The organism is Mesorhizobium sp. CNPSo 4688 (assembly GCF_057784295.1).
Genome location: NZ_JBWLUY010000012.1, coordinates 126020 through 139521, shown reverse-complemented (window position 1 = coordinate 139521; position 13502 = coordinate 126020). Strand labels below are relative to the sequence as shown.

11 protein-coding genes and 1 tRNA gene are annotated in these 13502 nt (G+C 62.0%); 8 read left to right on the top strand and 4 right to left on the bottom strand.

Features of this window, described 5'->3' with window-relative positions; all coding sequences use genetic code 11:
* Positions 1–44: 44 nt before the first annotated feature.
* From glpX to AC04SH_RS23465, 4 genes are all read right to left on the bottom strand, one after another.
* The gene (glpX, locus tag AC04SH_RS23480; protein ID WP_488576849.1) at positions 45–1028 is read right to left on the bottom strand and encodes a class II fructose-bisphosphatase; all 984 of its coding nucleotides are present in this window, start codon (positions 1026–1028) and stop codon (positions 45–47) included.
* Between the two features lie 256 nt (positions 1029–1284).
* Positions 1285–2598 carry a homoserine dehydrogenase gene (locus AC04SH_RS23475; protein WP_488576848.1) on the bottom strand — a complete coding sequence of 438 codons (1314 nt, stop codon included), beginning with the start codon at positions 2596–2598 and terminating at the stop codon, positions 1285–1287.
* 151 nt (positions 2599–2749) lie between these two features.
* Positions 2750–3967: an LL-diaminopimelate aminotransferase gene (locus AC04SH_RS23470; protein WP_477238529.1), complete on the bottom strand. Its 1218-nt coding sequence runs from the start codon at positions 3965–3967 to the stop codon at positions 2750–2752.
* Between the two features lie 91 nt (positions 3968–4058).
* A complete protein-coding gene (locus AC04SH_RS23465; protein WP_203279972.1) occupies positions 4059–4469 on the bottom strand; it encodes a hypothetical protein in 411 nt (136 codons plus the stop codon).
* Between the two features lie 97 nt (positions 4470–4566).
* Here AC04SH_RS23465 and phaC point away from each other — a divergent pair, with 97 nt between their 5' ends.
* The 8 genes from phaC to AC04SH_RS23425 all read left to right on the top strand — a co-directional run bounded on the left by phaC (position 4567) and on the right by AC04SH_RS23425 (position 13499).
* Complete coding sequence (gene phaC / locus AC04SH_RS23460; RefSeq protein WP_488576847.1) at positions 4567–6402, top strand: class I poly(R)-hydroxyalkanoic acid synthase; 1836 nt, start codon at positions 4567–4569, stop codon at positions 6400–6402.
* A 327-nt stretch (positions 6403–6729) separates the two neighbouring features.
* Positions 6730–7887, top strand: a complete 1158-nt coding sequence (locus AC04SH_RS23455) for a YcbK family protein (protein WP_477238535.1) — start codon at positions 6730–6732, stop codon at positions 7885–7887.
* Positions 7888–7990: 103 nt separating this feature from the next.
* Positions 7991–8065 (top strand) — tRNA-Glu (locus AC04SH_RS23450).
* A gap of 648 nt (positions 8066–8713) precedes the next feature.
* Positions 8714–9535: an alpha/beta fold hydrolase gene (locus AC04SH_RS23445; RefSeq protein ID WP_488576846.1), complete on the top strand. Its 822-nt coding sequence runs from the start codon at positions 8714–8716 to the stop codon at positions 9533–9535.
* A 105-nt stretch (positions 9536–9640) separates the two neighbouring features.
* Positions 9641–10597, top strand: a complete 957-nt coding sequence (locus AC04SH_RS23440) for an alpha/beta fold hydrolase (RefSeq protein ID WP_488576845.1) — start codon at positions 9641–9643, stop codon at positions 10595–10597.
* 105 nt (positions 10598–10702) lie between these two features.
* Positions 10703–11686 carry an alpha/beta fold hydrolase gene (locus tag AC04SH_RS23435; RefSeq protein ID WP_488576844.1) on the top strand — a complete coding sequence of 328 codons (984 nt, stop codon included), beginning with the start codon at positions 10703–10705 and terminating at the stop codon, positions 11684–11686.
* A gap of 63 nt (positions 11687–11749) precedes the next feature.
* Complete coding sequence (locus AC04SH_RS23430) at positions 11750–12721, top strand: MBL fold metallo-hydrolase (RefSeq protein ID WP_488576843.1); 972 nt, start codon at positions 11750–11752, stop codon at positions 12719–12721.
* 28 nt (positions 12722–12749) lie between these two features.
* Positions 12750–13499 carry an SDR family NAD(P)-dependent oxidoreductase gene (locus AC04SH_RS23425; RefSeq protein ID WP_488576842.1) on the top strand — a complete coding sequence of 250 codons (750 nt, stop codon included), beginning with the start codon at positions 12750–12752 and terminating at the stop codon, positions 13497–13499.
* Positions 13500–13502 lie beyond the last annotated feature (3 nt).

Below are 13502 nucleotides of genomic sequence, written 5' to 3'. Positions count from 1 at the left end.
AGATTGTCATTTCCGGCAATATGCGACGGCTAAACAGGAAAGTCTCAAAACTTTTCCAGATCCTGATGACGCGCCTTGATCTCGCGCACGGTGCGCGAAGACGAGCGCAGCACGATGGTGTGCGTGGTGATGTAGTTGCCGCCGAACTTGACACCGGCCAGCATGTTGCCGTCGGTCACGCCGGTCGCCGCAAACAGCACGTCGCCGCGCGCCATGTCCTCGGCGCGGTAGATCCGCTTCGGATCGGCAATGCCCATTTTTGCCGCGCGCGCCGCTTTTTCCGCCGTGTCGAGGATCAGCCGGCCCTGCATCTGGCCGCCGGTGCAGCGCAGCGCGGCCGCCGCCAACACGCCTTCCGGCGCGCCGCCGGTGCCGAGATAGATGTCGATGCCGGTCTCCTCCGGATCGGTGGTGTGGATGACGCCGGCGACATCGCCGTCGCCGATCAGCCGGATCGCAGCGCCCGTGGCGCGCACCGCTTCGATCAGCCTTTCATGGCGGGGACGGTCGAGGATGCAGGCGGTGATTTCGGACACCGCGACGCCTTTGGCCTTGGCCAGGCTGGCGATGTTTTCGGCCGGCGAGGCATCAATGTCGATGACGCCTTCGGCATAGCCCGGGCCGATGGCGATCTTGTCCATATAGACGTCGGGCGCAAACAACAGGCTGCCTTTTTCGGCAATGGCGATGACGGCCAGCGCATTGGGCAGGTTCTTGGCGCAGATAGTCGTGCCTTCGAGCGGATCGAGCGCGATATCGACCGCCGGACCGATGCCGCTGCCGACTTCCTCGCCGATATAGAGCATTGGCGCCTCGTCGCGTTCGCCCTCGCCGATCACCACCGTGCCCTTGATGGCGAGGCGATTGAGCTCCTGGCGCATGGCGTCGACCGCGGCCTGGTCGGCGGCCTTTTCATCGCCGCGCCCGCGCAGTCTGGCGGCCGCGACTGCGGCGCGCTCGGTGACACGCACAACTTCCATGGTGAGTATCCGGTCGAGACCGGCGACAATGTTCTGGGCCACATTCATCAGGAAAAATCCTCGTTCACAACGCGCCGCCGCTAGAGCCGGATGATTTCAGGTCTGTTCGACCTGAAATCTGAATCCGACACTAAATCAAAGAGATAGAGCATGATGTCATCCGAAAACCGCTTCACACTTTTCGGCATCATGCTCTAGAGGCGCGCTTCTTGTGTCAAAGCTCCATGACAAGGGCAAGACTTGCTGTGTCAATTTTTCAAAATTGCAGCAATATCAATCGATTAAAGAAAAAATATGACTTGCTCTAGCCAGCCCGCTCGATGCGGATGACCTGCGGCTTGTCAGTGAGATGGCCGTCCTTGGTGATGCCGTCGACGGCCTTGCGCACCGCCGCTTCCGTCGTCTCGTGGGTGACCAGGATCACCGTCTTTTGCGCATCGGTTTCCGGTCCGGCCGCATGCTGGACGATCGATTCCAGCGAAATATCATTGTCGGCCATGCGCTTGGCGATTGCGGCAAACACGCCAATGCGATCGTGCACGGTCAACCGGATGAAATAGCCACCGGCATGGCTGCGCATCTGCGCCTTCTTGTATGGGCGCAATTCCTTGGCCGGCAGGCCGAAAACCGGACCGTGCTGGAAGCCCGGCCGGCTCTTGGCAATGTCGGCAATATCGCCGACCACCGCCGAGGCGGTGGCGTTGCCGCCAGCGCCGGGGCCGGAGAGCAGAAGTTCGCCCAGAATGTCGGTTTCGATCGCCACCGCATTGGTCACGCCGTGCACCTGCGCGATCACCGAGGCCGTCGGCACCATGGTCGGGTGCACGCGCTGCTCGATGCCGCTGTCGGTGCGCTGCGCGACGCCGAGCAGTTTGATCCGGTAGCCCAGGTCGCCGGCAGCGCGGATATCAGCCTGGCTGATGTTGGAAATGCCTTCCATGTAGATGTCGTTGGCGGCGATCCTGGTACCGAAGGCCAGGCTGGTCAGGATCGACAGTTTGTGCGCCGTGTCATGGCCCTCGATGTCGAAGGTCGGATCGGCCTCGGCATAGCCCAGCCGCTGCGCGTCCTTCAGGCACTCGTCGAAGGAAATGCCCTCGGCTTCCATGCGGGTCAGGATGTAGTTGCAGGTGCCGTTGAGGATGCCGAAGACGCGCGTGACCGAATTGCCGGCCATCGCCTCGCGCATCGTCTTGATGACTGGGATGCCGCCGGCCACCGCTGCCTCGTAATTGAGCAGCACGCCCTTCTTCTCGGCGATTTCGGCCAACGCCACGCCGTGCTTGGCCAGCAGCGCCTTGTTGGCGGTCACCACATGGCGCCCGGCCTCAAGTGCTGCCTTGACCGACGCGCGCGCCGCCCCTTCATCGCCGCCGATCAGTTCGACGAAGACGTCGATCTCGGCGGTCTGCGCCATCTTGACCGGATCGTCGAACCATTTGGCGGCGGCGAGATCGACGCCGCGGTCACGCTTCGAATCGCGGGCCGAAACGGCTGACACAACGACGTCACGGCCGCACTGGCGCGTCAGTTCGGCCGCTTTGTCGCGCAGCACGCGCGCCACCGAGGCGCCGACGGTGCCAAGACCCGCAATTCCAACACGCAACGCTTCAGCCATGTCCGGCGACGCCCCTCAAACTCTGCTCAATTAAGATGTGCGGCGACCTTAGAGCAATTCCAGGAAAAGTGTGAAACGGTTTTCCGTCCGGAATTGCGTCAAAAACAATGAGTTAGAGCAGATCGCCGTTTCCGTGAAACGGTGAACTGCTCTAGCGATGCGCGGCGAGCGGCACCACATTGTTCGGCTGCTTGGCGCTGGACGCCAGGAAGCGCTTGATGTTGCGCGCCGCCTGCCGGATCCGGTGCTCGTTTTCGACCAGTGCGATGCGCACATGATCGTCGCCATGCTCGCCGAAGCCGATGCCCGGCGCCACCGCCACGTCGGCGTGCTCGATCAGGAGCTTGGAGAATTCGAGCGAGCCGAGATGCTTGAACGGCTCCGGGATCGGCGCCCAGGCAAACATCGAGGCCGCCGGTGCGGGAATGGTCCAGCCGGCGCGGCTGAAGGCGTCGACCATGACGTCGCGGCGCTTCAGATAGACCTCGCGCACTTCGGCGATGTCGGCGCCGTCGCCATTGAGCGCATATGCCGCCGCCACCTGGATCGGCGTGAAGGCGCCGTAGTCGAGATAGGACTTCACCCGCGTCAGCGCCGAAATCAGCCGCTCATTGCCGACCGCAAAGCCCATCCGCCATCCGGGCATGGAGAAGGTCTTCGACATCGAAGTGAACTCGACGCAGACATCGATGGCGCCCGGCACCTGCAGCACCGAAGGCGGCGGATTGCCGTCGAAGTAGATTTCCGAATAGGCAAGGTCCGACAGGATGATGATGTCGTTCTTCTTGGCGAAGGCGACGACGTCCTTGTAGAAATCGAGCGAGGCGACCAGCGCCGTCGGGTTCGACGGATAGTTGAGGATCAGCGCCAGCGGCTTCGGGATCGAATGGCGGACACCGCGCTCGAGCGCCGGAATGAAGCCGTCATCCGGCTCGACCTGCAGCGAACGAATGACGCCACCCGACATGATGAAGCCGAAAGCGTGGATCGGATAGGTCGGGTTGGGGCACAGGATCACGTCGCCGGGCGCGGTGATCGCCTGCGCCATATTGGCGAAGCCTTCCTTCGAGCCGAGCGTTGCCACCACCTGAGTGTCGGGATTGAGCTTCACGTCGAAGCGGCGCTGATAGTAGGCGGCCTGGGCGCGGCGCAAACCGGGAATGCCGCGCGAGGATGAATAGCGATGCGTGCGCGGATCGCGCACCACTTCGCACAATTTGTCGACGATCGCCTTCGGCGTCGGCAGGTCCGGATTGCCCATGCCAAGGTCGATAATGTCGGCGCCGCGCGAACGGGCACTGGCCTTCAGCCGGTTGACCTGCTCGAACACGTAAGGCGGAAGCCGGCGGACCTTGTGAAATTCTTCCATGTCAGTTCCAGACGATTAGAATTGGCTTTGGCAGAGTTGGTTTGGCAAAGCGGACCTTGGCAAAGGTGGGCTTTCGGCGCGCCATATAGCCCTATTTGCAGGTAGGGTCGAGGGCGGGATCGCATTTGGCCTCGATCTGTTTCAGCGTGTCCTTGCCATGGTTCTTCGCCAGCGAGTTCAGCGCCGCCGGGCTGGTGGACGGGACACCGCCGCCGCCCTTGCCCGCCTGCGCCTGCTGTTCGCCCTTCAGCAGGGCAAGCTTGGCCTGGGTCTCCTCAGGCGTGAGCTGCTTTGCCGCGACCTGCGGCGGGATGTTCAGATTGGGATAGGAGCCGGTGTCCTGCGCGCCCTGTGTCAGGCCCACATTCATCCCGTTGCCGGTGTTGGCGCTGGTGCAGCCGCCTGCTGCCAACAGCCCTGGCGCCAGAAAAGCTGTCGCAACAGCGATGCGGCAAAAGCGGCCTGCCCCCGAAAAAATGGTCTTGCCGGTGTTAATCGTCATATTGTTTTCCTGGCAGCCGGGGTACAGCGCATTGGACCCGGTCAGATGTCCCATGATAATATGTCAAGAAAACGCCTCGGGAGGAACCCCGCGAGCCATGTCCAAAACACCTGATTCGAGCAAAGCGGAAGATGATCAATCTTCGACCGTCGAGCAATATCTGGTGAAAGACCCGGAACGCTTCGCGTTGAACATGGCGCGCATGGTCGAACAGGCCGGCAAGGCGGCCTCTGCCTGGGCCGAGCCGCGTGAAAAAGGTGAGGTGCGCGATCACGTCGCCGAGCCCGTGGTCGACATGGTCAAAACCTTCTCCAAGCTCAGCGAATACTGGCTTGCCGATCCGCAACGCGCGTTGGAAGCGCAGACGCGACTGTTCGCCGGCTATATGACCGTCTGGGGAAACGCCATCCAGCGCATCAGCCCGAATGCCGAAGCGCCCGACGATGCGGTCAAGCCGGAGCGCGGCGACAAGCGCTTCCAGGACCCTGAGTGGGGCCGCAACGCGTTCTTCGATTTCCTCAAACAGGCCTATCTCGTCACCTCGCGCTGGGCGGCCGACCTCGTCGAGCATGCCGAAGGCCTCGACGACCACACCCGCCACAAGGCCAGCTTCTACGTCAAGCAGGTGTCCAACGCCATCTCGCCGTCGAACTTCATCCTGACCAATCCGGAGCTGTTTCGCGAAACCGTCGCCTCGAATGGCGAAAACCTGGTGCGCGGCATGAAAATGCTGGCCGAGGACATCGCCGCCGGCAAGGGCGACCTGAAGCTGAGACAAGCCGACTATTCGCCCTTCGAAGTCGGTAAGAACGTCGCGACCTCACCCGGCAAGGTGGTCGGACGCAGCGATGTCGCCGAGATCATCCAGTACGACCCGACGACGGAAACGGTGCTCAAACGCCCGCTGCTGATCTGCCCGCCCTGGATCAACAAATACTACATCCTCGATCTCAACCCGCAGAAATCCTTCATCCGCTGGGCGATCGAGCAGGGCCACACCGTCTTCGTCATTTCCTGGATCAATCCCGATGAGCGCCACGGCGCCAAGGGCTGGGAAGCCTATATCCGCGAGGGCCTGCAATACGGCCTCGACACGATCGAGAAGGCCACCGGCGAGAAGGAGGTCAACGCCATCGGCTACTGCGTCGGCGGCACGCTTTTGGCGGCCGCACTCGCGCTGCTGGCTCAGGAAGGCGACAACCGCATCAAGTCGGCGACCTTCTTCACCACGCAGGTCGACTTCACCCATGCCGGCGACCTGAAAGTGTTCGTCGACGAGGACCAGGTCGCAGCGGTCGAAAAATCGATGAACGAAAAGGGCTATCTCGACGGCACCAAGATGGCGACCGCCTTCAACATGCTGCGCTCGGGCGACCTGATCTGGCCCTATGTCATCAACAATTACATGCGCGGCAAGGATCCCCTGCCCTTCGACCTGCTCTACTGGAACGCCGATTCCACCCGCATGGCGGCGGCCAACCATTCCTTCTACCTGCGCAACTGCTATCTCGAGAACAATCTGACGCGGGGCGTGATGGAGCTCGCCGGCCGCATCGTCTCACTGGCCGACGTCACCATCCCGGTCTACAATTTGGCGTCGAAGGAAGATCACATCGCGCCGGCGCTTTCGGTGTTCCTCGGTTCGCAATATTTCGGCGGCGACGTCGAGTATGTGCTGGCCGGCTCCGGCCACATTGCCGGTGTCGTCAACCCGCCGGCAGCGAAGAAGTACCAGTACTGGACCGGTGGCAAGCCGGTGGGCGATTTTGGCCAGTGGTTCGCCAATGCGGTAGAGCATCCCGGCTCCTGGTGGACGCACTGGCAGCACTGGATCGAGACCCAGGACGACACCCTCGTTCCGGCCCGCAAACCGGGCAAGCATATGAAAACCCTGGGTGATGCCCCCGGCACCTATGTCAAGGTGCGTGTGTAACGGACTGTAATGTCTGGTGAGTTGACGGGCCGGCAAAACGGGGCGAAATGGTGTCGTCAACCATCAAGAAGCCTCAATTCGCCTCCAACGAGCGATTAATTCAGAGGCTTGCAGAATTGACACAAGTCTCGTTTCCGGTTTGGGAACACAGGGTTATTGGACGTGAACGTTTCGACGCCGCACCAATAGCAGGCAGACCGGACACCGAGGGGGAATTTAGTTTTGAAATCAGTAGGATCGCGTCTCGCGGGGAGAGAGGGTCGCACAATAGCGGCAGCGCTTTTCTCCGTGCTTCTGGCGTCCTGCACCTCCGCCGGCGACCCGACAATGTCGGTCGGTATGCCCGGCTACAACGCCACTGCTTCTGACATCGCGGCAGCTTCCGGCACCAGCGCTGCGGCGCCAGGCGATTCGACCGTGCAGGTCACATCGACCGCGCAGATCACATCGACAGGGCCGCAGATGATGATGACGGCCGCGGGCGATGCGACGCTGCCGGAGCAGGTCGCCTATGTACCGATGACCAAGCCCGGCGCCAATTTCCCGGTCACTGTTCCCGCGGGCGCCGACACCATCGTCAGCCAGACGCCGCAGGCGCTGCAGCAGCCGGCACAGACGGCGGCCGCAACGGACGACGCGGCGCAGAAGATTGCCGCCGCCGATGCCGGCGTGACCGCACCAAAACCGACGGCCGCGGCACCCGCGACCCCCGCGACCAATGAAGTCTACGTGACGGCCGCCGCTCCCCAGCAGGTCGACGCGCCGAAGAAGGGCTTCTTCGCTTCGCTGTTCAGCACAGCACCAGCCTCGGCTGCACCTGCTCCGCTGATCAACTCCCGCTCGGGCGAACAGCCTGCGGTTGCTGCCCAACCCAAGGAAGCACCCGCCAAGCCCATTGTCACGCTGGCTTCTGCCACTTCGGCCGACAAGCCGGTTCAGTTGGCCTCGCTCGGCGACGACAGCAGCAGCCATATCACCGGCGCCGATGCGCTGCCCGGCGTGCGCCAGACGGCGCTGTTCGAGATCAAGCGCAAATCCGGCATCGACGACGAAAGCGACGTCGATCTGAACGAGGACGAAGGCTCGGGCGGCGCCTATCAGGTGGCGTCCGCCGCCGGCCTCGCCCGGCTGGCGCCCAACGGCCTGCTGAAGCAGAACGAAAGCGTCGATGTCGCCTGCCTGAAGCCGTCGCTGGTGCGCGTGCTGAAGACCATCGAAGGCCACTACGGCCGCAAGATGATGGTCACCTCCGGCTATCGCGACCCCGCCCGCAACCGCCGCGCCAACGGCGCCAAGAACTCGCTGCACATGTATTGCGCCGCCGCCGACATCCAGGTGCCGGGCGTCTCCAAATGGGAGCTGGCGAGCTACATCAGGACTATGCCCGGCCGTGGCGGCGTCGGCACCTATTGCCACACCGAATCCGTCCACGTCGACGTCGGCCCCGAGCGCGACTGGAACTGGCGCTGCCGCCGGCGGGGATGAGTTTTTCACCGCTCTCACCCGGTGTTTGAAAAAAGTTGTCCGATGTGGCGGCTGATGGGTTGCCGGTTGGCAACAACGCAATTATAAGCCGCTTCGTCTGAGCGCGCCCATCGTCTAGCGGTTAGGACACCGCCCTTTCACGGCGGTAACAGGGGTTCGATTCCCCTTGGGCGTACCAGCAAAATCAAGCACTTAGGCGCGTATCCCGAAAATTGATCTAATATCGGTCGTGTGGAAAACGATGGAATCAGGTGGAGCTCGCCGGAATCAGGAGCGTCCATATAGCGGTCACGGCCGCACCTACCATGTTCGACAGAGGCGAAGCGTCCCGTTTTGAGGCGAAGACTGGCGCTAGTAACTCATCGTGCGGGGGCTCGGCTTTCGCCCTAAACCTCTTATTCTGTAGGGATGCTTTGATCTGCCGAATGCGATTCTGGCTTGCCCCGTAGTCACCAACCGATCGCTGAAGCCAGTTTACGAACGACCGAATCTCGGGCGGTAGCGGCCCTGTTCAATTTTCTATTGCTGCCGGCGATAAGCTGTCATTCAGTATGCGATCTGGCTGCATCGTGGCGAGATTGAGATTTCTGTTGGAAGAGAACGAGGCCGACTGCAAGACAAAGCTACGTCTTTTATGCACGTCCGGGAGAGCGTCTTCCTGCGCTCAATGCTCTACAAACTAAGGCACCATTCGCTGCGGCAGCCCGCAATCAAGCCGACCACCCTTGTCTTCGCTTCGTCTCACAACTTCTCACGCACTCTCTCGGAAACTCATTGGATCAACGAGCTTCCGCTGCGTAAGTTTTGTGAAACGAGAGGACTTACAATGAGCACGATCAAGACCAAGGACGGCACTGAGATCTACTACAAAGACTGGGGTTCCGGACAACCAATCGTGTTCAGCCATGGTTGGCCGTTGACCGCAGACGCATTCGAGGACCAGATGTTCTTCCTGGCCTCGCGCGGCTACCGCTGCATCGCACACGACCGGCGTGGCCACGGCCGTTCCAGCCAGCCCTGGCAGGGCAATGACCTCGACACATATGCGGACGATCTCGCGGAACTGACCGCCGCGCTCGATCTGAAGAAGGCGATCCACATCGGCCATTCGACTGGCGGCGGCGAGGTGACGCGCTACATCGGCCGGCACGGTACGGGGCGCGTCGAAAAGGCTGCGCTGATCGGGGCGATCCCACCGGTGATGATCAAGTCCGAGAAGAACCCCGGCGGCACGCCGATGGAGGAATTCGACAAACTGCGCGCCGCCGTCGTCGCCGACCGCTCGCAGTTCTGGAAGGATCTCAGCCTGCCGTTCTATGGCTACAACCGGCCCGGCGCCAAGGTCTCGGAGGGTGTCCGGCAATCGTTCTGGCTGCAGAGCATCATGGCGGGCTTCCCGGCCTCGTATTTCTGCATCAAGGCGTTTTCCGAAACCGACTTGACGGAAGACCTCAAGCGGATCGACGTTCCGACGCTCGTCCTGCACGGCGACGACGACCAGATCGTTCCGATCGCCGACTCCGCCCTGCTGTCATCCAAGATCGTCAAGAACGCGAAGCTCGTGGTCTACGAGGGCGCCCCGCACGGCATGTGCACCACGCTCAAGGATCGGGTGAACGACGAGCTGCTCGCTTTCATCAAATCCTGACCGCTTCGCACGACGGCGCTGCGGGTCCTGGTCCGCCGGTGCCAAGCGATCGACAAAATCGAAAAGGATAAAGCTGTGACCGAGACTTCGTACTCGCCTCATGCCATGGCATCGCGCCGCACCGTTCTGATGGGAACGACTGGGCTGCTTGCCGCCTCGGCCTTGGGTCTGCCCGGCATGACCGGTGCGGACCGCGCCGAAGCCGCCACGGAACGCCGCAAGGGAACGCTGTCCGGCAGTTTCCTAACCACCAGCGACGGCACGCGTATCTACTATAAGGACTGGGGCGCCGGGCAGCCGGTCGTGTTCAGCCACGGCTGGCCGCTGTCGTCGGATGCTTTTGAAGACCAGATGTTCTTCCTGGCCTCGAATGGCTATCGGGCCATCGCCGCCGACAGACGTGGTCACGGCCGTTCCAGCCAGCCTTGGCGAGGCAACGACATTGATACCTATGCCGACGACCTCGCCGAATTGGTTGCGGCGCTGGACCTGAAGCACGTCGTGCATATCGGCCATTCCACGGGCGGCGGCGAAGTAGCGCGATATGTTGGTCGGCACGGAACCAAGCGCGTTGCCAAGCTGGTACTAATCAGCGCGATACCACCGCTTCGGCTGAAGACCGAAGCAAACCCGCTGGGCGCCCCGATCGAAGCATTTGATGCACTGCGCGGGAAAATTCGCGAGGACAGGTCGGCCTTCTGGAGTGAGTTGTCGCTGCCTTTCTACGGCTACAACCGGCCTGGCGCAACGATTTCAGAAGGCGTGCGAGACCAGTTCGTCCTGCAATGCATGATGGCGGGCATGCCCGCCTCCTATCTCGGCATCAAGGCGCAGTCGGAAACCGACTTCACGGGAGACCTGAAGAAGATCGACGTTCCAACGCTCATCCTGCACGGCGAGGACGATCAGTTGGTGCCAATCGCCGATTCGGCCCTACTGACGGCCAAGCTGGTCAAGGGGTCGCAGCTCAAGATCCTGAATGGAGCACCGCACGGCATGTGCACCACCCGGAAGGACGAGATCAATGCCGCGCTTCTCTCGTTCATACGTGCTTCGGCCTGAACTTGCCCCCGCTCGGCATTGGCCGAAGCCGCGCTACGCGGCCCTCCCCTCCCGCGTAGCGCCCCTTTCCCGTAACCCCGGCCCCGAGCCGGCAAAGGAGCTGAAATGTTGAATTTCAATTCGAGGGTTGCCGCCCTGGCGCTTGCGTCCGTCCTGCTCTCGTCAACGGCGCCTCTGAACGTCGGAATCCAACCCACGTATGCCGCCGAACAGACGGTTCCGCCCGCGGTCCACTACCGTACCGCCAAGGTCGAGGGTGTCGACATCTTCTACCGCGAAGCCGGCCCGGCCGATGCACCCGTGGTCCTGTTGCTACACGGCTTTCCGACATCGTCCCACATGTTCCGCAATTTGATACCGACACTTGCTGATCGTTACCACGTCATAGCGCCCGACTATCCCGGTTTTGGCCAAAGTGGCGCGCCCGATCACAAGGAATTCGCCTACACCTTTGGCCACTATGCCGAGTTGGTCGACGGCCTACTCGGCCAGCTCGGGACGAAAAGCTATGCGATGTACGTCATGGATTACGGCGCACCTGTCGGCTACCGACTAGCGCTCAAGCACCCCGAGCGCGTGACCGGCCTCATCATCCAGAACGGCAACGCCTACGAGGAAGGACTCAAGGAATTCTGGGATCCGATCAAGGCGTATTGGGCGGACGGATCGGATGCCCACCGCGAGGCGCTGAGCTTTCTTGTCGCGCCGGAGACCACCAAGTTCCAGTACACGGACGGCGTGTCGGACGTGTCGCGCATCGATCCCGACAACTGGGCGCATGACCAAGCCTTGCTTGATCGTCCCGGCAACAAGGACATCCAGCTCGACCTCTTCCACGATTATGGCACCAACGTTCCGCTCTATCCGGCTTTCCAGGCCTTCTTTCGCGAGCACAAGCCGCCGACGCTGATCATCTGGGGCAAGAACGACAAGATCTTTCCAGCCGACGGGGCCGGTCCCTATCTGCGCGACCTGCCGGACGCGGAGCTCCATCTGATCGATACCGGCCATTTCGCGCTCGAGGACAAGCTCGACGAGATGGCGCCGCTGATCAGAAATTTCCTGGATCGCAAGCTCGCCATCAACTGAGCCAGGTCGCCAAGGCCGGCGCATGCGCCGACAGGGCTCTCACGCCCAATCGAGGACCATGACATGAACGTTTCCCGTCAGCATCCCCTTACCCGCCGTGGTTTCTGCCTTTGCTGCATCGGCGCCTCGGCCATCGCGGCAGGCGGCGGATGGCTCAGCCCCCGCGCGGCCTATGCGGAGGCCAGGGGCCTTGTCAGCCTGATCAAGGACAGCGCCGCGACGTCGCCGATCACGGTCCATAGGCTGCGCAACAATGTCAGCGTGCTGGAAGGGTCGGGCGGCAACGTCGCCGTGCTGACGGGGCCGGATGGCAAGGTGCTCGTCGATGGGGGGATCAGCGTGTCGCGGCCGCAGATGACCAAGACACTGCAGGCCATGTCCGCCGATCCTGTGACGCACCTGATCAACACCCACTGGCATTTCGACCATGCCGACGGCAATTCCTGGCTGGGTCCGGCGGGTGCAAAAATCATCGCACACGACAACACCCTGAAATACCTCTCGCAAGTGCAGCGCGTCGAGGAATGGGATTACAATTTCCTGCCGCTGGCCGCCGTCAGCCTGCCGACGGACGTTTTCGCTGAGAGCCACGATCTCGAGCTCAACGGCCAGTCCATCGCGCTCAAATACTATGGTCCTGCTCACACTGACAGCGATATCTCCGTCACTTTTGGAGAAGCGGATATCGTGCATGTCGCCGATACGTTCTGGAACGGCGTCTATCCTTTCATCGACTACTCGACCGGTGGCAGCATCGACGGGATGATCGCCGCCTCGGATGCCAATCTCGCGGCGACGACCGACAAGACGATCATTATTCCCGGCCACGGCAAGCCGGTCAGCAACCGCGCCGAGTTGCAGGCTTTCCGCGACATGCTGGTCGGGATCAGGGACAACGTCGCCAAACTCAAGCGCGAAGGTCGCACGCGCGACGAGACTGTTGCGGCGAAGCCTACGGCCGTCTTCGACTCCATATGGGGCAATTTCGTCATCGACCCGGCCTTCTTTACTCGGCTGGTCTACGAGGGCGTGTGACTCAACCTGTACAAAAAGGAGATTTGCCGTGGGCAAACTCGACGGAAAGGTCGCCGTCATTACCGGCGCGACGAGCGGCATCGGCCTGGCGATGGCCAAGCGATTTGCCAGGGAGGGCGCTCGGGTCTTCATGACGGGCCGCCGGAAGAAGGAACTGGACAGCGCGGTGCTCGCAGTCGGCAATGGTGCGCGCGGCATCCAGGGTGACGTAGCCGACATGACCGATCTGGACCGCCTCTATGCGATCGTCCGCGACGACGCCGGAACGATTGACGTACTTGTCGCCAATGCTGGCGGCGGCGAGTTCGCCGCATTGGGCGCGATCACCGAAGAGCATTTCGACAACACCTTCCGGACCAATGTCAAGGGAACGCTCTTCACTGTTCAGAAGGCGCTGCCGCTGTTGAAGGACGATGCCTCGATCATCCTCGTCGGATCGACGACCGCAACCACGGGGACACCCAACTTCAGCGTCTACAGCGCCACCAAAGCCGCGATCCGGAACTTCGCACGCAGTTGGATTCTTGACCTCGCCGGCCGGGGCATTCGCGTCAATGTGCTTTCTCCCGGAGCGACATCGACACCCGGCTGGCATGACCTCGCAGCGTCTCCGACGGAGCGGGACGAGATGATCCGCTTCGTCGCGACGACGACACCGTTGGGGCGGCTTGCCCACCCCGATGAAACGGCCAGCGCCGCGCTTTTCCTCGCGTCAAGCGAGAGCAGCTTCGTCACCGGGAGCGAATTGTTCGTCGATGGTGGGTCAGCACAGATCTAAGTT